Source organism: Leeuwenhoekiella sp. ZYFB001 (assembly GCF_011784865.1).
GTDB lineage: Bacteria > Bacteroidota > Bacteroidia > Flavobacteriales > Flavobacteriaceae > Leeuwenhoekiella > Leeuwenhoekiella palythoae.
Genome location: NZ_CP050460.1, coordinates 1,131,215 through 1,150,970, shown reverse-complemented (window position 1 = coordinate 1,150,970; position 19,756 = coordinate 1,131,215). Strand labels below are relative to the sequence as shown.

The following is a 19,756-nucleotide window of genomic DNA, read 5'->3' as shown; positions in this document are numbered from 1 at the left end:
TTTATGTTTTATTCCCACTTGTTCAGATCTGCGCGCTGCGCTTCTTCCCGATCTAAATATTCTTTAATTTTTCGTTCTTCCCAATTTTTATACGATCTATTGATAAAATTACCTTTATGCACCATAATGTAATGAATCATAAGACCTATTCCCCAGCCTACGAGCATAGAAACCGGTGACCACCAAGGTATATAGCCGCTGACGGCTCCACGGTCAAAAAGACCAAAATAAAACAGCAAATAGACTCCATTTATAGTTAGGTAAACGCTTAAGTGACTGTACCAAGCTTTGATGTCTTTAACACGCTTTTGCGCACGTTCAAAAGAAGATTTTTGATTTTCCATAATTTCCATATTGATTATTCCCATCTTCCCATATTAGATTGTGACTTTTTATCGCGCTCCATAAATTCTTTTATTTTACGCTCTTCCCAATCTCTGCTCATAAAAGGATTCCAGTCAAAAGCTTTTGCAGCTTGAAAGATCAAGCCTATTCCCCAGCCTAACGCAGCCCATAAAAACCAGGGATGCCGCAAACCATCAATCCAATAATTCAGTCCGGCCAGGGCTCCGATCACGATGATATAACTGATGATGCCGCCATAAAACTTTCTGATCTCCCCAACCTTTTCTTTGGCTTGCAAGTATCTGTTTTCTTTGTCAAAATTTTCCATTGTAAAGCGTTTTAATGATTAATTACTCTTCAAAATTGTGGGAATTGCATAAAGAATGGAATTATAACTTACCCGACTGTCATTTTTTAATACTGAATTGTAACTAACGGTCTTGATCCTTTTTCATAAGCTCTCTAATCTTACGATCTTCCCAGTCTTTGCCCAAAAATGGATTCCAGCCAAAGACTTCCATACCGTGAAAAAATACTCCCAGACCCCAACCCAAAGCCGGGAAAATAGCCCACGGAAAGCTGGTCGTATAATAGTTTAAAAGCGCCAATCCCGGAATAATGATACAATATAAACTAAGATTAATATAGAAGCCTTTAAGTTCTTCTACGTGCTTTTTAGCCATTGTATACTTTTTGTCTGATAAGTACTGCTCTGTATTCATAACTGTTGATTTTAATTGATGTTTGAGTTTTGGTATTTTGATTATAAATTCACTTTCGGTTTGCTGAATAAGGACTTCTCTTGAGGTCAATAAGCCGTAGCGCTGTTTGATGTTGATCAGTCCCACACCACTGCTTTTAGCCATTACTTTTTTGGGTTGAAGATTGTTACGCACCACCAGATAACCGGCTTCTTCTTCGATGCTTATATACAACTTGTGATTTCCGCTCACCACATTGTGCTTAACCGCATTCTCTAACAAGAGCTGCAGCGCCAGTGGAACCACTTTGGCATCAGGATCTGCAACAGCTTCGGGCAGTTTGAAAACAATACTATCCTCATACCGCATTTTTAAAAGCGTCATGTAGGTTTTAGCAAAAGCAAGCTCTTCGCTTAAAGAAATCAGCTCTTTATTTTTCTGCTCGAGAACGTAGCGATATACTTTAGACAACGAAGTGGTGAACTTTTGTGCCTGAAGCGGGTTTTCTTCTATCAGACTGGTAAGCACATTTAGACTGTTGAATAAAAAATGTGGATCTAACTGATTTTTTAAGGCGTCAAATTGTGCCGAAGCCGTGCCGGCAATGATTTTTTGTTCTTTTACCTGGCGCTCCTTTTTATATCTATAGTAGAAGAAAAAATAAAAAATCGCATTACACACCAAAGCTACCACAAGCGGAATGCTGTAATTAATCACTTCTTCCTGGGAGAAAAAGAATTGCAGCGTCTTTCCGTAAAGCACGGTAATAATGAATAGTCGAATGAAAAACACCCCAATTACCGTGATGAAAACACTCGCCGGAATGGCTTTAACCAAGTGTTTGAAACTATATAAATGCTGCTTATACTTTTTAAAGAAAAACTTAAACACCTGCATATTGAGCATATACAACACCACAGAATACAACATACTTATCGCAAAGTCCAGTGCTAGATCGCTATTAAATTGTATAGTGTTGCCTCCCATCAAGTGAATGAGTAAAAACACGATATAAATGGCAACGCCAACGGTGACAGCCTTTAGAAATTCAGATAACAGATTATTCATCAGTTGCAATTAAAAAAATGGATGGAGCTATAGTGCTCTCGCTTTTAAAAGTATCACAATCTTCGTAAACCACTGCGGTAACTTCCTGCGATATACTGTTCTTTATAGATTGCAATTCTGAGTTAGCCTGTGCTCCGGTTGAAGCCAATGTCCATTCTAATATTAAGAGAATAACTTTTACCATAACCTTATAGTATTTTGATTAAGCAGTGTAAAAGTGTACAAACGCTAAGAGGTTTTACAGAATAAAATACCGAACTGTCAATTTTCAAAGACCAACTGTAATTAGAAATCCTTTAGGTATTTGCGTTAACAATCCTATAAAAACTTTTAGCACTCAGGGTATTTAATAATTTTGCTGAAAACCTACACCCTAACCTATGTTCATTCGCAGAATAGTTTACTGTTTTTCAACACTTTTAGCACTAAGTCTACTGCATTCTTGCGCTAGTAAACTCACGCAATTTAAAGACCCAAAAAACACCATAATTAACACCGAAACGGATACCTCAACGTATCGAAGCGTTTTCCTTTTAGGTAATCTAGGCTCCGGAAAAACCGGTCCCAATGAAACCTTGCTACAAGCCTTCAATGCGCATCAAAAGCAAATGGCAAAAAAAGACGATTACCTTTTAATTTTAGGTGATAATGTCTATGCTAATAAACTGAACGAAGGTCAAAACAAGCAACAATTGGAGCACATTGTTAGCCTTACCGAAGCTTTTAAAGGAGAGACGCTTATCATTCCGGGAGAAAATGATTGGAATGATCACGGTGTAGAAGGTCTGGAAAAAATAGAAGATTATATAGAAAAACAAATGGGGAAAGACAATCATTATCAGCCAGAAAATGGCTGCCCCATAGAAACCATTACGGTAGATGCTCAAACCGAAATCATAATTGTTGACTCACAATGGTATATTGAAGATTGGAGTAAACACCCGGGATTTAATGATAAGTGTGCAATTAAAACAAGAGCACAATTTCTCACACTTTTAAAAGATGAAGCGCGCAAGGCCAGACACAAAAATGTGTTGCTTGTGATGCATCATCCCCTATTTTCTAATGGTATTTACGGCGGAGAGATGAGTACAAGAGCGTTCTACAGACCTACTGCCGAGAATGCTTATGTACCATTTGCCGGCTTTTTGTGGGCATTCGCAAGAACGCAAGGCGGTATTTCTAAACAAGATCAATTCAATCCGCTTATGAATGATCTGATGAGAGAGATCAAAAAAATGGCGATCGATTTACCTCGATTGTTTGTACTCTCTGCTCACGAGCATTCTATGCAGTACATCGAAAATCAAAACATACGCCAGATGATTTCAGGAACCGGTAGCAAAACCGAATATGTACGCTTAGGGAAAGATGGAAAATTTGCTTCATTACAACCGGGATTTGCCGAATTACGCTTGTACAAAAACGGCGCTTCTTCGGTACATTATTGCGAAATAAATCCTGAAGGCCAAATAGAAGAACGCTTTTCAAAATTAGCTTACGATAAACCCGAAGCATTTCCGGTAGATAGTTTGCCGCAACAATTCAATACCACTCAAAAAGCGAGTATTTATGCCAAAGAGGAAGTTGAAGTTACTGAACGCTATGAGAAATTTTGGGGTAAACATTATCGTGATTTATATGGGTTAGAGATTGATGCTCAAGTAGCAACCATAGACACTTTACACGGCGGATTGCAGGTAGAACGTGCAGGCGGCGGACATCAAACGCAATCACTAAGACTGGTGGACGAGGACGATCGCGAGTATAATATGCGTGCTCTTGCAAAGGATCCTTTTGCATTCTTAAAATCTTCAGGTTATGATAATCTGGATGCAGAATCCTATTTTTCAGGCACAATTCCCGCCCGAATCATTGAAGATTTTTACACAGCATCGCATCCTTACGGGGCATTTGCTATTCCACGTCTTGCCGGTGCCGCTGATCTCAATCATACACATCCTAAGGTCTTTTATATCCCTCAGCATAAAGAATTAGGTGACTTTAATAAAACGCACGGAAATCGTTTGTATATGCTTGTAGAAAAGCCTGATGATGACTTCAATGGCACGCATATGTTTGGCTTCAATGAAGATGTAGAGAGTACCGCAGATCTATTTGAAGCGATTAGAGAAGATGAGAAAAACAGAGTTGTTGAAAAAGACTATATCAGAGCGCGCGTCTTTGATATGCTTGTGGGAGATTGGGACCGTCATGAAGATCAATGGCGCTGGGCTGAACAAGAAGATGCAAACGAGGTACGCAATTATATCGCGATCCCACGAGATCGTGATCAGGTATTTTCAAAATTTGATGGAAAAATGATCGCGTTCCTGCAAAAGTTTATGCCGGGAACACGCGAGTTAGGTAACTATGGACCAGACATAAAATATATAGAAAAATTTAGTGAGAGCGCAATAAACTTAGACCGCGCCCTTTTGCAAAAATCAAATAAAGAAGATTGGTTTGAAGCTGTAGCATATATCCAGCAAAATATTACTCCAGAGGTTGTGACTAAAGCTTTTAAAGAAATGCCTGTTGAAGTGCAAGATGAAAATTGGTTAGAACTTCAAGAAGATCTTTTGGCACGAAAAGCGAACCTTCAAGACATTGTATCACGTTATTACGATTATTTCATTCGTTTTCAAACCTTGAAAGGAACCGATAAAGATGATCACTTCTACATCACACGCAATGCAGATGGAAGCACCGTCGTAAAGGCCTATCGTATCAAGGATGGTGAAGATGGCTACGAGTTATTTGATCGAAAATTTACTCCAAATGAAACCGAAGAAATTTGGATTTACGGTCTTGATGATGACGATATCTTCACTGCAACCGGTTCTGGCCCCGGAAAAATAAAAATTGTCATAGCAGGTGGTCAAAATGACGATGTATATGATCTTAAAAACGGAAAAGGAATTACCATTTTTGATCAGCCGGACGGAAATAAAATTAACAATTTAGGAGGCGCTCGTAAACGCTTTAGCAGTGTTTATGAAAATCATATTTATGACTCAGAACGTCGTCCCGAAAAGGCAAAAAAAATAAACATAGAATTACCTTATAATCCAGATTGGGGCGTAGCTCCTCATCTAAGATTTGCTAGTCAAAATTTAGGTTTTGAACGTCATCCGTTTACTTCACAATTTGTTTTAGATGCGCAATATTTTTCGCTAACCCAAGCGGCAATTTTCAAAACAGCATATCACACAGCCAATTTTTTTCCGCAGTGGAATTTAAAAATAGGCGGTCTTGCAACTACACATAATTACACCAGAAACTTTTTTGGCTTCGGAAATGAAACGGTGAATTCTGCCAACAATTTAGATGAAAATCGCATTTTCTTACAGCAGTATGAAGCTGAAACAGGTATGTATTACATCGGTGAATACGGTAGTTCATTTGAAGCTTCGATAGCATATCAAAATTTTAAACCCGAACAATCACTTTACATAGATACATTTAATTCACTGAATAACAATAACTATATCACTTTAAAATCAATTTATTCCTACAAAAGTATAGACGACTTAAATTTTCCTACACGCGGGATGCATTTTGAAGCTTCAGGCTATTATAGTGACAATTTGGAAAATCGGGAAACCGTAGTCGCCGCCGACCCAAAAATCACCTTTTGGAACGCCATAGACACCTCTAGAAATTTAGTCTTAAAAAGTGAAGTTGCAGGTCAATTGCGCTTCGGAAATGAAATTCCATTTTACCAGTCGGCTTCTTTAGGTGGGAATTCAGGATTGCGAAGTTATCGCTTAAATAGATTTTCTGGTGACCAAGCTTTGCGAGGTTCTGCAGATTTACTTTATAAAATAAAACCAATTAAAACAGCAATTTTTCCTCTGCAATCTCATCTTTTTCTAGGTTACGATTTAGGTCGAGTTTGGTACAATCAAGAATCTTCTGAAGTATGGCATGACAGTTTTGGGGGCGGACTTAATTTAAGTATGGGCGGATTTTTAAATAGTAGTTTTGGCTATTTTACCGGTAGTGAAGGTGGCAGGTTTCAGTTTAGTATTGTACTCGGGGCACGATAACAAAATTCAGGCATTTTAGGAATGTAACACGTGTTACCCTAACACTGCTTTGGGTGTCTTATATTTGCTCTATAATTGAAATTATAAAGTCATGAAAATTGAACAAATATATACCGGCTGCTTAGCCCAAGGTGCTTACTATATAGAAAGTAATGGTGAAGTTGCGATCATAGATCCGTTAAGAGAGGTAAAACCCTATCTTGACAAAGCTGAAGCCGCAGATGCAAAAATCAAATATATTTTTGAAACTCATTTTCATGCAGATTTTGTGAGTGGTCACGTAACACTCGCTAAAGAAACCGGCGCACAGATCATTTACGGGCCAAATGCAAACCCGGCTTTTGACGCTGTGATCGCTAAAGACAATCAGGAATTCTCTTTAGGTGAAGTAACGATAAAAGTACTTCATACTCCCGGTCACACTATGGAAAGTACCACTTACCTCCTTAAAGATAAAGAAGGGAAAGATCACGCGATTTTTAGCGGAGACACCCTATTCTTGGGAGATGTAGGACGGCCGGATCTCGCTCAAAAAGCAAAAGAACTCACACAAGAAGATCTTGCCGGTTATTTATACGACAGCCTTCGCAATAAAATTATGCCACTGGCTGATGAGGTTATCGTATATCCTGCGCACGGTGCAGGTTCTGCTTGCGGTAAAAATATGAGCAAAGAAACGGTGGACACTTTGGGTAACCAAAAGAAAACCAACTACGCGCTGCGTGCCGATATGAGCAAGGACGAATTTATCGCAGAAGTGACTGATGGTTTGCTTCCGCCTCCCTCCTATTTTCCGCTCAACGTGAAAATGAACAAAGAGGGCTACGATCATATTGACGAGGTACTGGAACGCGGCACACAACAACTAACTCCCGAAGCGTTTGAAGCTGCCGCAAATGAGACCGGCGCCGTGATCTTAGATGTACGTAAAGCAGCAGATTTTGCAAAGGGCCACATTCCACGTTCTATTTTTATTGGCATTGACGGAAGTTTTGCTCCTTGGGTTGGTGCTTTAATTGCAGATACTGCCCAACCTATACTTTTGGTAGCACCAGAAGGACGTGAAGAAGAAACCGTTACCCGTTTATCTCGTGTAGGTTTTGATCAAACCTTAGGCTATCTAAAGGGTGGTTTTGAAGCCTGGAAAGCTTCAGGAAAAGAAATTGATACCGTAACCTCTGTTGAAGCCTCAAATCTTGAAGAAGCAGTGCAATCTGATGCTGCTACTCCGATTTTTGACGTACGCAAACCGGGCGAATTTGAGTCTGAACACCTTGAAGTTGCCCAAAGCACTCCTCTGGATTTTCTCAACAAGCACTTGACTGAGTTTCCTTCAGATAAAGTTTTTTACGTGCATTGTGCAGGAGGCTACCGCAGTATGATCGCAGCAAGTATTTTAAAAAGTCGCGGAATTCATAATTTAATTGATGTAAAAGGAGGCTACAAAGCAATTAAAGAAACTGAATTGAAAAGAACCAATTACGTTTGTCCTTCAACGCTGAAATAAATCACCTCTGGACGAGCCCAGAAGCACTTAAAACCAACTAATTTCTGAACGTTATGAGAACCATCCTTTTTCTATCTATGTTTTTAATGAGTCTTGATGTTTTTGCCCAAGAAAGCAATCACTTTATTCTCAGTAAAGAATTGTTTGAAGCAAGCATTCAGACTAATTCCGAAAACTTAAAAAGAGATATTCAGTTGGTAGATGTACGTAGACCGGAAGAGTTTGAAGCGGGCAAGATCGAAGGTGCGGTCAATATGAATGTCTTGGAACCTGAAACCTTTAAAGAGCAAATAGAAACGCTTGACAAATCAAAGCCGGTTTACATTTACTGCCGCTCTGGAAATCGCAGCGGAAAAGCTGCAATGCTTATGCAGGAGCTTGGTTTTAAAGCGATTTATGATCTTGAAGGTGGTTATCTCAATTGGACTTCATCAAGCGAAACGAAAGCGACAGAGAAAAATCATCAGTAAACGATCACGTTTTATTTTAGCTGTTAACAGAAGAATAACCAATATAAAACGGCTCAAAGCAAATAGCTTTTGAGCCGTTTTTAGTTACGATCCTAAGGCTGAAATCTTTTAGATCAAAATATTATTAAGAAGTATAAGAGGCTCTTGATTTTTTTATTTCAGGCATATGTTGATTGGCCCACGCCACCAAACTTTGAATATGCGGAATAAGCGATTGTCCGCGCTCTGAAAGTCGATATTCAACCCGAGGTGGAATTTCGGGGTATTGTTTTCTAAGAATCAGTCCGTCTGCTTCCAAGCTTTTCAAAGTGACTGAAAGCATTTTTTGAGACACTGATTTTATGGTTTTATGTAATTCATTAAACCGCATGACTCCTTGGTCTTCAAGCAGCAATAATACCAAGGTAGACCATTTGTCACCAAATCGATCCATCACATTACGTACCGGGCAATTTTCGGCATCACTAAAAAAGTTTAAAGATTTTTCGCTCATAACAGGTTCATTTTCAACATTACTTACTTTAATGTTAGTTGACTACGCAAGCGTAAGTTCTTCCATTGGTCAAAGATACGTTTTATCTTTGCTTACCAAAAGTTAGTTAATAACCAAAAATAAAAATAATGAGTACGTTTTTAATAACCGGGGCAACCGGAGGTTTAGGAAGTAGTGTTATCAAAGCACTTTCTAAAGATGTCAACCCAAACGAGATCGCGGTCCTAGTAAGAGATGCGCAAAGCGAAAAAGCCCTAGAATATAAAACTCAGGGCTTCGATTTACGTATAGCAGATTACAACGATGCCGATGCTTTGACCAAAGCATTTCAAGGAATCGAAGTTCTATATTTTGTATCCGCAAATGATATTTTTTCAAGAGACGCTCAGCATAAGAATGTTATCGAAGCTGCTGAAAAGGCAAAGATCAAACACGTGATTTACACAAGCGCAGGTCGTAAAGTCGAAAGCCCAGAATCTCCTGTTGCGGCTGTTATGGATGCACACATCAAAACCGAAAAATGGTTACAAGAATCAGAAATGCTATATACCATTTTGAGACACAATTTATACACAGAGGTAGTACCGATGTTTTTAGGCGACAAAGAATCTTTACTAAACAGTAAAACGGTATTCTTACCTACGGGGGATGGCAAAACCGCCTTTGCGTCTCGTAACGATTTAGCTGAAGCAGGTGCGTTTGTATTAAAAAATCACAAAGCGCACCAAAATAAGATCTATACACTTGATGGTCTAGAAGCAGTTGACTTTACTAAAATCGCTGCTATCTTGAGCGAGATTACCAGAGAAGAAATAAGTTATGTTTCTCCTGATCTTGAGACGTTTAAAACTACGATGACTACTTACGGAGTTCCCGAAGATGCTATTGGTATGATGCTTTCTTTTTCTTTAGGAATCGCGCAAGGCGAATTTGATTCTGAAATAAAAGATCTCGAAAAATTACTAGGCAGAAAACCTCAGACTTTAAAAAGCTTCCTAAGCGAAGTGTACGCTTAGACCGGACTTATTCCAAAAGAGCTGTCTTAAAAAGGACAGCTCTTTTAATTTCATAATGATTAAACCTAGCGCTCTTTGATCTCAGGGCCGCCTTCTTTACCCACGATGATCAAGGAAGTCGTATCTAGAAAAAGTCCGGTTTCTACAATCCCGGGAACTTTTAATAGCTTTATTTCTAAGGCTTTTAAATCATCAACCTTGAAAATATCAATATCAATGATATTATTGTTTTCGTCAGTACGGTATGGGTCATTGCCTTTCATTCGCTGAACAGGCTGTAAACCTTCATCCTTTAAAAAGCTTACTATTTGCTTCGTCGCAAACGGAATCACTTCCACAGGAAGTTTAAAGGCTCCTAGTTTTTTTACGTCTTTACTGCTATCTGCGATAATAATATTATACTTGGTATTCCAAGCTAGAATTTTTTCGCGTAGTAAAGCTCCGCCGCCTCCTTTTATAAGCTGAAAATCGCCGTCAAACTCATCGGCTCCATCAATGGTAATGTCAATTTTTTCAATTTCGTCAAGCGCAACGATTTTGATCCCCAGCTGTTTTGCAAGTTTTTCGGTAGCATCAGACGAGGGTACACAAGTAAGGTTCATTCCATCGGCGACCAGTTTGCCCACCGCCTCGATCATATGCTTAGCCGTAGAGCCGGTACCCAGACCTACAACCATATTATCTTTAATGTGTTTTACCGCCTCAAGTGCGGCTTGCTTTTTTTCCTGATCAGCAGTCATTGTTTTAGCTTATGAAAATTTGAGCTTAAAAATAGGGTTATTTTTTTAGCAATCGAGCATATTCTTCAGGAGTATCTATATCCCAAACGCGATCACGAGCATCAACTTTGATCACTGATGTGGCAGGGCTATTGAGTAGTTCTTTTGCTCCTTGATCACCAGAAAGTCTCTCTAATTCTTTAAAATACTGCTTCGGAAAAACGGCAGGAACTCCATTTTTTTTTCCGTAGTCTGAAGCTACACAGCTCTGGGGATGTTCAGTTGCGGTTTGAATTAACTGCTTTAAATATTCCGCATCAATCAAAGGTTGATCAGCAAGCATCACCAACACGGCGTCTAAATTATTCACTTCAACATTTTTTATTCCGCAAGCGATGCTACTACCCAGTCCGTTTTTCCAATTCTTATTTTCAATTACGGTTACAGCCGTATCTTGAATGCTATTTGCTACTGTTTGAAAATGAGCCCCTAGCACACAATATACATTTTGCATCCCGGTAGCCAGCGCCTGATCAATGGCATTTCCTAGCAGGGTCGTTCCATTAAAATCTAGGTTTTGCTTTACAGTTCCCATACGCGAGGCAGCTCCCCCAGCAAGAATTAGAATAGCGATGTTCATAGTTCTAAAATACTTTATTTTAACCGTAGCGTTTCAGTTGCTCACGAAAACTTCTTCAAAATTTAAGCATTTACTTAACTTGCTTCGTTTAAAACCAAAGCCCATGACTTTAGTCTTTGCCACACATAATGCCAATAAACTCCAAGAAATTCAGGCGCTTATGCCTTCGGAAATTCAGCTGAAAAGTTTAACTGATATTGGCTGCACAGAAGATATTATTGAAGATGCCGCAACTATTGAAGGTAATGCGCAGATCAAAGCACGCTATGTAAAAAAACATTATGGTTTTGATTGTTTTGCTGATGATACCGGTTTAGAGGTTGATGCCTTAGATGGCGCACCCGGAGTGTACAGCGCAAGGTATGCGGGTCCGCAAAAAAACGCAGAAGACAATATTGACAAACTCTTAGAAGCACTCACAGATGCGCCCACAAGAAAAGCGCATTTTAAAACTGTAATCACCTTGATTTTAAATGGAGAGGAGCACAATTTTGAAGGTATTTGTAAAGGTGAAATTACACTACAAAGGACCGGAACGGGCGGCTTTGGTTATGATCCGGTTTTCAAACCTGTGGGTTACAAGCAAACCTTTGCTCAAATGCCACTTTCTGAAAAAAATAAGATCGGACATCGAGGAAAAGCTACTCAACTCTTACTCAATTTTTTAAAAAACTAAGCTTAACTCGCGGTTTACTCATTTACAAGGAGTTAACACTTCTTAAAATCAAGCCAAAACAAGTTGCTAAATTTTTGATTTACAATTATTTAAATCAATTTAGTCAATCTCTTATTCTTACGCCAATTAACTGTATCTTTGCGCCCTCTTAAATCGACGATGATTTGAGATAATTTTTTTATATGAGTACATTTAAAGCGTTAGGACTTAATGATGCCATCTTGCAAGCTGTAACCGATATGGGTTTTACAGCTCCTTCAGAAGTGCAAGAAAAAGCCATCCCGGTCCTACTTAGAGAGGAGACCGATGTCGTGGCCCTCGCACAAACAGGAACGGGTAAGACGGCCGCATTTGGTTTTCCGCTTATTCAAAGAATTGATGTAAACAACCGCAATACCCAAGGCTTGATCCTCTCGCCTACCCGCGAACTTTGTTTACAAATCACCAACGAACTTAAAAACTATTCTAAGTTTGTTAAAGGCTTAAATACCGTAGCAGTTTACGGTGGAGCTAACATTCAAGAGCAGGCGCGCCAGATAGGTCGTGGTGCTCAGATTATTGTTGCAACTCCGGGGCGTATGCAGGATATGATGCGCCGCAATATGGTTGACATTACCGGTATAGATTATTGTGTGCTTGATGAAGCTGATGAAATGCTTAATATGGGTTTTTATGAAGACATCACCACTATTCTTGCTGACACCCCAAAAGATAAAAAGACGTGGTTGTTTTCAGCAACTATGCCTAAGGAAGTAGCTGCGATCGCTAAGCAGTTTATGAAAAAACCTATTGAGATTACAGTAGGTACCAAAAATATGGGTGCTGAGAATGTTTCTCACGAATACTATATGGTAAACGCCAGAGATCGCTATCAAGCATTAAGACGTCTTGCTGATGCGAATCCTGAGATTTTCTCGGTGATCTTTTGTCGTACCAAAAGAGACACGCAGAAAGTTGCAGAAAACCTTATAGAAGACGGTTATAATGCTTCGGCGCTTCACGGAGATCTTAGTCAGAACCAGCGTGATCTGGTGATGAAAAGTTTCCGTAATCGTCAAATTCAAATGCTGGTTGCTACGGATGTTGCTGCACGTGGAATTGACGTTGACGACGTAACTCACGTGATCAACTACCAGTTGCCTGACGAGATCGAAACCTACACCCACCGAAGCGGTCGTACCGGTCGTGCGGGTAAAACCGGAATTTCGATGGTTATCGTTTCTAAAAGTGAGATGCGAAAGATCAGAACTTTAGAAAAGATCATCAATAAGAAATTCACACAGAAAGAAATTCCGACAGGGATGGAAATTTGCGAAGTACAGTTGATGCACTTGGCGAATGACATTCGTAATACCAAGATCAACGAAGAGATCAATCCGTACTTATACAGCATCAATGAAGTATTAGAAGGATTGAGCCGTGAAGAGGTTATCAAGAAGGTATTTTCAGTAGAATTTACGCGTTTCTTCAATTACTATCAGAAAGCTAAAGATCTTAATGTTGCCGTTCAGGCAGACCTTAAAGAAGAATCAGGAGAATCTACGCGCTATTTCATCAATGTGGGCTCCAAGGATGGCTTCGACTGGATGAATCTGAAAGATTTCCTTAAGGAAACTACAGGTCTTGGTGACGGAATTTATAAAGTAGATTGTAAAGATTCGTTCTCTTTCTTTAATACAGATACAGAACATAAAGACACTATTCTTGCGCTGTTTGAAGATTTTAAACTTCAAGGAAGACAGATTCATGTAGAGATCACCAAAGACACACGCGGTGGCGGTGGCGGCGGTAAACGCAAACGGGGCGGAAAAGGCAAAGGCCGAAGAAACGATGATGGCTTTAGCGGTGGTCGTAGCAAAAAAGGCGATAGCAATAACGGGTTTAGAGGTAAGTCTAAAAGCTCTGGTGAACGTCGCGGAAAAAGCAAACCGAACAAAAAAGAGAATAAAAGTCCGTTTTCAGGCAAACGCCGAAGAAGAGACCGATAATAATTGAAAAAAAGGAGACGGATTTGTCACGTTTGGTATGATTTTTCCGTCTCTTTTTCTAAATTGGCATCCTCTATGAAAAAAATCCTATTTCTACTGCTTTTAATCGCAGCACCTGTTTACATTTTTGCTCAGGAAACCACCCCTACCTCAGCGCAACAGGAAGAAGCCTCATTTATAGAAGGAACCGTTTTAAACTCTTCTACCGAAGAACCGCTGGAAGGCGTTAACATCATTAACCTAAATACGGTAAAAGGAACCATCACCAAACCTGATGGAACGTTTAGAATCAAAGCAACTTCAACAGATACCTTATATTTTTCGTTTTTAGGTTTTAAAAGTCTTCAAGTGCGCGTAACCAATGACTGGAAGCGTTTTGGGGATGTTAAAGTTAAAATGACTGAAACAGGTATCGCACTTGAGGAAGTAGTTGTAAAAGATGTTGAGCTTACAGGATATCTTGAGATCGATGCTAAAAATGTACCGGTATACAAAAACGTGCGGTATAGTATTTCGGGCTTAGAAAGCGTCTATGAAGCGGGGAACTCGCAACCCGGAGCTTTTGACAAGGTAATGAGTGCAATATTCAATCCGGCTGATTTTCTCAACAAAGTATTTTCAAACAAAGGTTCGCAAATGCGAAAATTGCGTCAGATGAAAGAAGATGATAATATTAGAGATCTTCTGGTTACTAAATTTGATCGCGAAACGCTATCTGCTTTACTTCAAATCCCACGCGAGGATATTGAAGCGATCTTAGGACGTTGTGATTATTCTGAAAGCTTTGTAAAAACCGCCAATGACCTTCAGATTTTAGATGCATTAAGCAGCTGCTACGAAGAATACAAAGTGCTTAATAGGGATCGCTAAACTTCAAGATTTTTATTTCTTGGAGAAATGATCTTCTTGATCAACGTTATTAGTGAAGTGAGTGCCCATACGCCTTCAAGAATCACAAACGGCAAATAATCTAGCAGAACGCTTGCAGTACAAGCGATGGTTGCTCCTATAAAATTAAGCAGAATAAAACTCCAACTTTCTGGTGTGATCTTGCCTGTAACATTTAAAATGTATGCAAGTAATATCTGAAAAACTCCTATAGCACCTAACCAATCTACTAGATTCATTCTTTTTCTGCTTTATAGTTCTTTACTAAAGCTTCATAGTCTTTTAGATTACGATGTAGCCAAAGTGTTTTGATTTCCTTTATATCCTCTGGCTTTAATTGCCAATCCAAAGTAGAATTGCGCATACGATGCGTTAACTCCTGAAGTAAAATGGCAGCGCAAACCGAAATATTCAAACTTTGTGTGAAGCCATAAGTCGGAATATAAATATATTCATCAGCGACCTCGATCACCGTTTCTGTGAGACCATCTTTTTCACTTCCGAAGAAAAGTGCAGTAGGCTGATCTAGTTTAAAATCTTCTAGTTTATGAGCCGTATGATGCGGCGTGGTTGCGACAATGCGATACCCTTGCTGCTTCAATTGAGCTAAAGCTTCTTTTGTAGCATCGTAACGCTTAACGCTCGTCCATTTTTGAGCGCCCATCGCGATTTCTCTATCTATACGCTTGCCTTTTAATTCTTCGATCACGTGCACATCCTGAACACCAAAAGCATCGCAACTACGCATAACGGCACTTGTATTATGCAGATGCCCAACATCTTCAATAACAACCGTTAAAAAGCGTGTACGTTCTTTTATAACCTGCTGAAACAAGTCTTGCCTGCGTGGGGTTAAAAAGGTTTCTAAATAGTTGATTAAATCCTCACTCATAACCGCCGAAAATATAAAAACCCGACCAATAAATGGCCGGGTTTATATTTAAGAATTAAAAATTTACTTACTGCGCGTTTGCACCTACGTTACCTTGAGCAACTATAGTTGCTAATTCAGTTGCACTTAAATGCACATTGATATAACCATCAATGTCAATTAATTCATCGTAAGTAATTGCGGCACCACCATTAGCGGTTCCGTCTGCTGCGTTATAAGCTGCAACATGAGTTTGACTCATTCCTAACGATCCGTCAACAGTAGCCAGAGTGATTAGAATATCACCGGGTGCATCTGCTACGGCACCTGCGTGAATATGCGCAGGATGCATTCCGCCAACGGGTGTCCCTTCAATATCTAAAGTTACAAGTGTTTCACCGCTTAGGCGCTCTTCAAAAGTTGCCGTACCGCTAATACCGGGTACGTCTTTTGTTCCTAGATCATAACTCATACTTTCTCCGGTAAGTTCATTTTGACCTATATCACCTTGAGCCACTAGCGTAGCCAAATTATCTGTACTTAAATGGAAATTGATATAACCATCAAAATCTAGAAGACCTTCATAACCTATTTCGGTACCATCGTTTAAAGCTTCAATATGCGTAACACTCATTCCGGTGGTGCCGTCTAGCGTGGTTAAGGTTTTAGCAATGCCTCCGGTTTCTGCTGCTGAGTTAAAATGAATATGTCCCGGGTGCATTCCACCGTCAGGTGTTCCGTCTAACATCACCGTTACCAAAGCTGCTCCACTTTTACGTGCAGCGAACGTAGCCGTACCACTAATTCCGGGAACATCTTTAGTTATCAGATCATATTCTTTAGTTTCTCCGGTCAACTCGTTAGCACCTATATCGCCTTGAGCCACTAAAGTTGCCAAATCATCTGCGCTCAGATGAAAATTGATATACCCATCAAAGTCTATAAGACCTTCATAGCCAATTTCGGTGCCATCGTTTAAGGCTTCGATATGCGTAACACTCATTCCGGTAGTTCCGTCAAGCGTGGTTAAGGTTTTGGCGATTCCTCCACCTTCCGCAGCAGAATTTAAATGAATATGTCCCGGATGCATTCCGCCATCAGGAGTTCCATTCAACATTACCGTAACTAAGGCCGCCCCACTTTTACGCGCAGCAAACGTTGCCGTACCACTAATTCCGGGTACATCTTTAGTCATCAGTTCATACTCTTTAGTATCTCCGGTCAACTCGTTAGCACCTATATCGCCCTGAGCCACCAAAGTCGCCAGATCATCAGCACTCAAATGGAAGTTGATATAACCGTCAAAATTTAAGAGTCCGTCGTAGCCAATTTCGGTACCATCGTTTAAGGCTTCGATATGCGTAACACTCATTCCGGTAGTTCCGTCAAGAGTGGTTAAGGTTTTAGCAATTCCTCCACTTTCCGCAGCAGAATTAAGATGAATATGTCCCGGGTGCATTCCGCCATCAGGGGTTCCGTCTAACATAACTGTTACCAATGCTGCTCCACTTTTACGCGCAGCAAACGTTGCCGTACCACTGATGCCATCAACATCTTTAGTCATCAGTTCGTATTCTTTAGTATCTCCGGTCAATTCATTTTCACCAATATCCCCCTGAGCAACTAAAGTCGCCAGCTCATCTGCACTCAAATGGAAGTTGATATAACCGTCGTAATCCAAAATCCCGGCATAACCTATTTGCGTCCCGTCATTCAGTGCACTAATATTGGTCTTACTCATTCCGGTGGTGCCGTCAAGAGTCGTTAAGGTAAGTGCTATTTCACCTGACTCGGCAGCAGAATTTTTATGAATATGTCCCGGATGCATCCCACCATCAGGGGTTCCATCAAGCATAACTTCTAACAGCGCTTCGCCGTTTATACGTTCAGAAAATGTAGCAGTACCACTAATTCCTTCGACATCTTTAGTTACAAGATCATAAGATTTTGTAGTTCCGGTAAGATCATTTTGACCAATATCTCCCTGGGCCAATAATGTACCCAGATCATCTGCACTTGCGTGTACATTGACGTAACCGTCAAAGTCGATCAGATCATCATACGAAACCGCAGTACCCGCATTAGTTTGTGTAACATTGGTAAGGCTTCTTCTGGTAGGGCCATCTACGGCTTCTAAATCGATTGCGATCTCACCTCCTTCTGCTGCCGTGTTCAAATGAATGTGCGCAGGATGGGAACCTTCGGTAGGTGTTGAGAGCAGAATACTGATGTCTGTAGAGCCATCTGTTTTCTCACTAAACGTTACTGTCCCGCTAACGTCTGGGTCAGCCACAGCACTTAGATCATAGGTTGTAGTGTTTCCGGTAGATTCTCCGGGAATCACGTCAAGGCTATCGTCATCATTATCACAGGATGCTGCGATTAGCGCGACAAATAGCAAAAAATAAAACTTCTTCATAAATGAATTTTTTGATTATTTATTAATTATTAACCCTTAAAATTTATCAAAACACATTTTAAGGCTATAATAATTACGAATAGTTTAACTTTTGGGTTTTCCGAAATGTTAATTATTTTTGATGAAAATTGCTATCGTGAAAAAAATCGTTGTACTTACTGGTGCGGGAATCAGCGCCGAGAGCGGTCTCAAAACTTTTAGAGATGCAAACGGACTTTGGGAAGGCCATGATGTTATGGAAGTGGCAAGTCCTGAGGGTTGGCATAAAAACAGAACTCTTGTACTTGACTTCTACAATCAGCGTAGAAGGCAGTTAAAAGAAGTACAGCCTAATGCTGCGCATCACGCTTTAGTAAAACTTGAGCACGCGTTTAAAGTGGATATCATTACTCAAAATGTTGACGATTTACATGAACGCGCCGGAAGCTCGTCTGTGATTCATTTGCACGGCGAACTTCTAAAAGCCCGAAGTACTCAAGACGAACATCTGGTTCTCGATTGGCATGAAGATATCAAGGAAGGGGATCTCTGTCCTAAAAAAAGTCAGCTGCGGCCGCATATTGTTTGGTTTGGTGAGATGGTGCCGCTTTTAGATACCGCTGCTGCGTTAACGGCTCAAGCTGATTATATTCTTATTGTAGGAACTTCAATGCAGGTGTACCCTGCTGCATCTTTGATCAACTATGCCAAGCCTGATGCACAGATCTTTTTTATAGATCCCAAACCCAATATTCACTCACAATCCAATTTAAAGGTCTATGCCGAAAAGGCTTCCACAGGTGTTCCTACTGTGGTAACGCAGCTCCTAAATAATTAAGTCTGGCCGTGGTGGCCCAGTTGAGCAATACTTCGGTTTGAGCAGTTTCTAGTTGCGCTTCGGTGTGAATTAAAGTATAAGATTCTAGCGGCATCGTTTTATGCGCTAGTGCTTCAATAATTTGATTCAATTTCCGGTTCTTCCGCTTTGCGGAATACTGCTCCCATTCTGAAAAATTGAGCCGTTGTTTAGCATTTTTTATATGTTCATCAAGATAAAAACTTGCAGGCGCCACGTGAGCATACCAGGGATAGGCCGTTTGATCGCTATGGCAATCGTAGCACGCACGTTTTAAAAGTACCGCTACTTCAGCGGTTGGTTTTGTCTCTTTTAAAAAAGGTTCTAGCGATTCGTATCCTCCTTCATTTTTGTTGATTGGAATAAATTGAATCAATACAAGAGCAATCAAGGCGAGAACTAACAGACGTCTAATCCAAATCATAATGTTATTTTTAAACTACTCTAATCAGGCTATAAAGTTATGACCGAAAAACAATGGAAAGATGAAGTTGCATTGATTTCTGCCCGACTGAAGGATCGTGAAGCTTTAGGAAACAGAATACTCAACAATCCCAACTACATAGAGTTTTCGCTAAAACTGATACAACAACAAGATCCGCTTATAGCCACCAACGCCGCTTACGGTCTGGACATCGCCCTCAGAAAAGATATTACTTTGCTTAAGCCTTATTTAAAGGAGTTTCTTGAGGTTCTCGACCGCAATACCATCGCAACGGTCTCGAGAATCTTGGCTAAAAGCTGCGAACTTTTAACCATTGCTCACACAAAAAATAATTCTATAGCATTGAACAAAAAAGAGCAACAGCAACTGATTACCCGATGCTTTGATTGGCTAATAAACGACGAAAAAGTCGCTGTCAAGGTTTTTGCAATGCAAAGCATTTATAATTTGGGGGACACCGAACCTTGGATAAAACCGGAGCTCAAGGCCCAATTAACGCTTCAATTTGAAAACAGTACCGCTGCTTTTAAGTCGAGAGCTTCAAAAATCCTGGCGCTACTCTAGCTGCTGCGTTCTGGCTACATTCTTGTAGTTTCTCGTTTGTTGCTACCAATGAGCTGTGT

At 40.1% G+C, this 19,756-nt stretch carries 20 protein-coding genes; 9 read left to right on the top strand and 11 right to left on the bottom strand.

Annotated features, from left to right (window positions below; all coding sequences use genetic code 11):
- Window positions 1–8: 8 nt before the first annotated feature.
- From HCN54_RS05090 to HCN54_RS05075, 4 genes are all read right to left on the bottom strand, one after another.
- Complete coding sequence (locus HCN54_RS05090; RefSeq protein WP_072982527.1) at window positions 9–368, bottom strand: 2TM domain-containing protein; 360 nt, start codon at window positions 366–368, stop codon at window positions 9–11.
- Window positions 359–673 carry a 2TM domain-containing protein gene (locus HCN54_RS05085; RefSeq protein ID WP_072982529.1) on the bottom strand — a complete coding sequence of 105 codons (315 nt, stop codon included), beginning with the start codon at window positions 671–673 and terminating at the stop codon, window positions 359–361. The genes HCN54_RS05090 and HCN54_RS05085 overlap by 10 nt, the downstream gene beginning before the upstream one ends.
- Window positions 674–776: 103 nt before the next feature.
- The gene (locus HCN54_RS05080) at window positions 777–2,114 is read right to left on the bottom strand and encodes a 2TM domain-containing protein (protein ID WP_167596812.1); all 1,338 of its coding nucleotides are present in this window, start codon (window positions 2,112–2,114) and stop codon (window positions 777–779) included.
- On the bottom strand, window positions 2,107–2,298 hold the full coding sequence (locus HCN54_RS05075) for a hypothetical protein (protein WP_167596811.1): 192 nt from the start codon (window positions 2,296–2,298) through the stop codon (window positions 2,107–2,109). Before HCN54_RS05075 ends, HCN54_RS05080 begins: the two co-directional genes overlap by 8 nt.
- A 196-nt stretch (window positions 2,299–2,494) precedes the next feature.
- Here HCN54_RS05075 and HCN54_RS05070 point away from each other — a divergent pair, with 196 nt between their 5' ends.
- The 3 genes from HCN54_RS05070 to HCN54_RS05060 all read left to right on the top strand — a co-directional run bounded on the left by HCN54_RS05070 (window position 2,495) and on the right by HCN54_RS05060 (window position 8,143).
- Window positions 2,495–6,166, top strand: coding sequence for a hypothetical protein (locus HCN54_RS05070; RefSeq protein WP_167596810.1), 3,672 nt, complete (start codon window positions 2,495–2,497; stop codon window positions 6,164–6,166).
- 91 nt (window positions 6,167–6,257) lie between these two features.
- A complete protein-coding gene (locus HCN54_RS05065) occupies window positions 6,258–7,673 on the top strand; it encodes an MBL fold metallo-hydrolase (protein WP_167596809.1) in 1,416 nt (471 codons plus the stop codon).
- A gap of 53 nt (window positions 7,674–7,726) precedes the next feature.
- Window positions 7,727–8,143 carry a rhodanese-like domain-containing protein gene (locus HCN54_RS05060; RefSeq protein ID WP_167596808.1) on the top strand — a complete coding sequence of 139 codons (417 nt, stop codon included), beginning with the start codon at window positions 7,727–7,729 and terminating at the stop codon, window positions 8,141–8,143.
- A gap of 124 nt (window positions 8,144–8,267) precedes the next feature.
- Here the strand turns inward: HCN54_RS05060 and HCN54_RS05055 are convergent, their stop codons facing one another.
- Window positions 8,268–8,636, bottom strand: a complete 369-nt coding sequence (locus HCN54_RS05055) for a winged helix-turn-helix transcriptional regulator (protein WP_167596807.1) — start codon at window positions 8,634–8,636, stop codon at window positions 8,268–8,270.
- 128 nt (window positions 8,637–8,764) lie between these two features.
- Between HCN54_RS05055 and HCN54_RS05050 the strand changes: the two genes are divergently transcribed.
- A complete protein-coding gene (locus HCN54_RS05050; RefSeq protein WP_167596806.1) occupies window positions 8,765–9,652 on the top strand; it encodes an SDR family oxidoreductase in 888 nt (295 codons plus the stop codon).
- A gap of 65 nt (window positions 9,653–9,717) precedes the next feature.
- Here HCN54_RS05050 and rpiA read toward each other — a convergent pair whose 3' ends face one another.
- Window positions 9,718–10,392 (bottom strand): ribose-5-phosphate isomerase RpiA, encoded by a 675-nt coding sequence (gene rpiA, locus HCN54_RS05045; protein ID WP_167596805.1) that lies wholly within the window; start codon window positions 10,390–10,392, stop codon window positions 9,718–9,720.
- Between the two features lie 37 nt (window positions 10,393–10,429).
- A complete protein-coding gene (locus HCN54_RS05040) occupies window positions 10,430–11,011 on the bottom strand; it encodes an NTP transferase domain-containing protein (RefSeq protein ID WP_167596804.1) in 582 nt (193 codons plus the stop codon).
- A 103-nt stretch (window positions 11,012–11,114) separates the two neighbouring features.
- On the opposite strand from HCN54_RS05040, the gene HCN54_RS05035 reads away from it, so the two are divergent.
- From HCN54_RS05035 to HCN54_RS05025, 3 genes are all read left to right on the top strand, one after another.
- Window positions 11,115–11,687 (top strand): non-canonical purine NTP diphosphatase, encoded by a 573-nt coding sequence (locus HCN54_RS05035; RefSeq protein WP_167596803.1) that lies wholly within the window; start codon window positions 11,115–11,117, stop codon window positions 11,685–11,687.
- 182 nt (window positions 11,688–11,869) lie between these two features.
- Window positions 11,870–13,675: a DEAD/DEAH box helicase gene (locus tag HCN54_RS05030; RefSeq protein ID WP_167596802.1), complete on the top strand. Its 1,806-nt coding sequence runs from the start codon at window positions 11,870–11,872 to the stop codon at window positions 13,673–13,675.
- A gap of 75 nt (window positions 13,676–13,750) precedes the next feature.
- Window positions 13,751–14,545: a carboxypeptidase-like regulatory domain-containing protein gene (locus HCN54_RS05025; RefSeq protein ID WP_167596801.1), complete on the top strand. Its 795-nt coding sequence runs from the start codon at window positions 13,751–13,753 to the stop codon at window positions 14,543–14,545.
- On the opposite strand, the gene HCN54_RS05020 is transcribed toward HCN54_RS05025, so the two are convergent.
- From HCN54_RS05020 to HCN54_RS05010, 3 genes are all read right to left on the bottom strand, one after another.
- Window positions 14,542–14,802: a CBU_0592 family membrane protein gene (locus tag HCN54_RS05020; protein ID WP_167596800.1), complete on the bottom strand. Its 261-nt coding sequence runs from the start codon at window positions 14,800–14,802 to the stop codon at window positions 14,542–14,544. The genes HCN54_RS05025 and HCN54_RS05020 overlap by 4 nt on opposite strands.
- The gene (locus tag HCN54_RS05015) at window positions 14,799–15,455 is read right to left on the bottom strand and encodes a TrmH family RNA methyltransferase (protein ID WP_167596799.1); all 657 of its coding nucleotides are present in this window, start codon (window positions 15,453–15,455) and stop codon (window positions 14,799–14,801) included. The genes HCN54_RS05020 and HCN54_RS05015 overlap by 4 nt, the downstream gene beginning before the upstream one ends.
- A 67-nt stretch (window positions 15,456–15,522) precedes the next feature.
- Entirely contained in the window at window positions 15,523–17,853 is a 2,331-nt protein-coding gene (locus tag HCN54_RS05010) for a hypothetical protein (protein ID WP_205881698.1), read from the bottom strand.
- A gap of 136 nt (window positions 17,854–17,989) precedes the next feature.
- Between HCN54_RS05010 and HCN54_RS05005 the strand changes: the two genes are divergently transcribed.
- The gene (locus tag HCN54_RS05005) at window positions 17,990–18,670 is read left to right on the top strand and encodes an SIR2 family NAD-dependent protein deacylase (RefSeq protein WP_167598840.1); all 681 of its coding nucleotides are present in this window, start codon (window positions 17,990–17,992) and stop codon (window positions 18,668–18,670) included.
- On the opposite strand, the gene HCN54_RS05000 is transcribed toward HCN54_RS05005, so the two are convergent.
- Window positions 18,639–19,112 carry a heme-binding domain-containing protein gene (locus tag HCN54_RS05000; RefSeq protein ID WP_167596798.1) on the bottom strand — a complete coding sequence of 158 codons (474 nt, stop codon included), beginning with the start codon at window positions 19,110–19,112 and terminating at the stop codon, window positions 18,639–18,641. The genes HCN54_RS05005 and HCN54_RS05000 overlap by 32 nt on opposite strands.
- Window positions 19,113–19,151: 39 nt before the next feature.
- Here HCN54_RS05000 and HCN54_RS04995 point away from each other — a divergent pair, with 39 nt between their 5' ends.
- The gene (locus HCN54_RS04995; protein WP_167596797.1) at window positions 19,152–19,697 is read left to right on the top strand and encodes a hypothetical protein; all 546 of its coding nucleotides are present in this window, start codon (window positions 19,152–19,154) and stop codon (window positions 19,695–19,697) included.
- Window positions 19,698–19,756 lie beyond the last annotated feature (59 nt).

What these genes read in the sequence shown, in the direction of transcription:
- HCN54_RS05070 (WP_167596810.1), top strand. Translation starts at nt 2,495, where the DNA reads ATGTTCATTCGCAGAATAGTTTACTGTTTTTCAACACTTTTAGCACTA.
- HCN54_RS05060 (WP_167596808.1), top strand. Translation starts at nt 7,727, where the DNA reads ATGAGAACCATCCTTTTTCTATCTATGTTTTTAATGAGTCTTGATGTT.
- HCN54_RS05085 (WP_072982529.1), bottom strand. Translation starts at nt 673, where the DNA reads ATGGAAAATTTTGACAAAGAAAACAGATACTTGCAAGCCAAAGAAAAG.
- rpiA (WP_167596805.1), bottom strand. Translation starts at nt 10,392, where the DNA reads ATGACTGCTGATCAGGAAAAAAAGCAAGCCGCACTTGAGGCGGTAAAA.
- HCN54_RS05080 (WP_167596812.1), bottom strand. Translation starts at nt 2,114, where the DNA reads ATGAATAATCTGTTATCTGAATTTCTAAAGGCTGTCACCGTTGGCGTT.
- HCN54_RS05065 (WP_167596809.1), top strand. Translation starts at nt 6,258, where the DNA reads ATGAAAATTGAACAAATATATACCGGCTGCTTAGCCCAAGGTGCTTAC.
- HCN54_RS05000 (WP_167596798.1), bottom strand. Translation starts at nt 19,112, where the DNA reads ATGATTTGGATTAGACGTCTGTTAGTTCTCGCCTTGATTGCTCTTGTA.
- HCN54_RS05090 (WP_072982527.1), bottom strand. Translation starts at nt 368, where the DNA reads ATGGGAATAATCAATATGGAAATTATGGAAAATCAAAAATCTTCTTTT.
- HCN54_RS05025 (WP_167596801.1), top strand. Translation starts at nt 13,751, where the DNA reads ATGAAAAAAATCCTATTTCTACTGCTTTTAATCGCAGCACCTGTTTAC.
- HCN54_RS05055 (WP_167596807.1), bottom strand. Translation starts at nt 8,636, where the DNA reads ATGAGCGAAAAATCTTTAAACTTTTTTAGTGATGCCGAAAATTGCCCG.
- HCN54_RS05075 (WP_167596811.1), bottom strand. Translation starts at nt 2,298, where the DNA reads ATGGTAAAAGTTATTCTCTTAATATTAGAATGGACATTGGCTTCAACC.
- HCN54_RS05010 (WP_205881698.1), bottom strand. Translation starts at nt 17,853, where the DNA reads ATGAAGAAGTTTTATTTTTTGCTATTTGTCGCGCTAATCGCAGCATCC.
- HCN54_RS05030 (WP_167596802.1), top strand. Translation starts at nt 11,870, where the DNA reads ATGAGTACATTTAAAGCGTTAGGACTTAATGATGCCATCTTGCAAGCT.
- HCN54_RS05050 (WP_167596806.1), top strand. Translation starts at nt 8,765, where the DNA reads ATGAGTACGTTTTTAATAACCGGGGCAACCGGAGGTTTAGGAAGTAGT.
- HCN54_RS05020 (WP_167596800.1), bottom strand. Translation starts at nt 14,802, where the DNA reads ATGAATCTAGTAGATTGGTTAGGTGCTATAGGAGTTTTTCAGATATTA.
- HCN54_RS05035 (WP_167596803.1), top strand. Translation starts at nt 11,115, where the DNA reads ATGACTTTAGTCTTTGCCACACATAATGCCAATAAACTCCAAGAAATT.
- HCN54_RS05040 (WP_167596804.1), bottom strand. Translation starts at nt 11,011, where the DNA reads ATGAACATCGCTATTCTAATTCTTGCTGGGGGAGCTGCCTCGCGTATG.
- HCN54_RS05015 (WP_167596799.1), bottom strand. Translation starts at nt 15,455, where the DNA reads ATGAGTGAGGATTTAATCAACTATTTAGAAACCTTTTTAACCCCACGC.
- HCN54_RS04995 (WP_167596797.1), top strand. Translation starts at nt 19,152, where the DNA reads ATGACCGAAAAACAATGGAAAGATGAAGTTGCATTGATTTCTGCCCGA.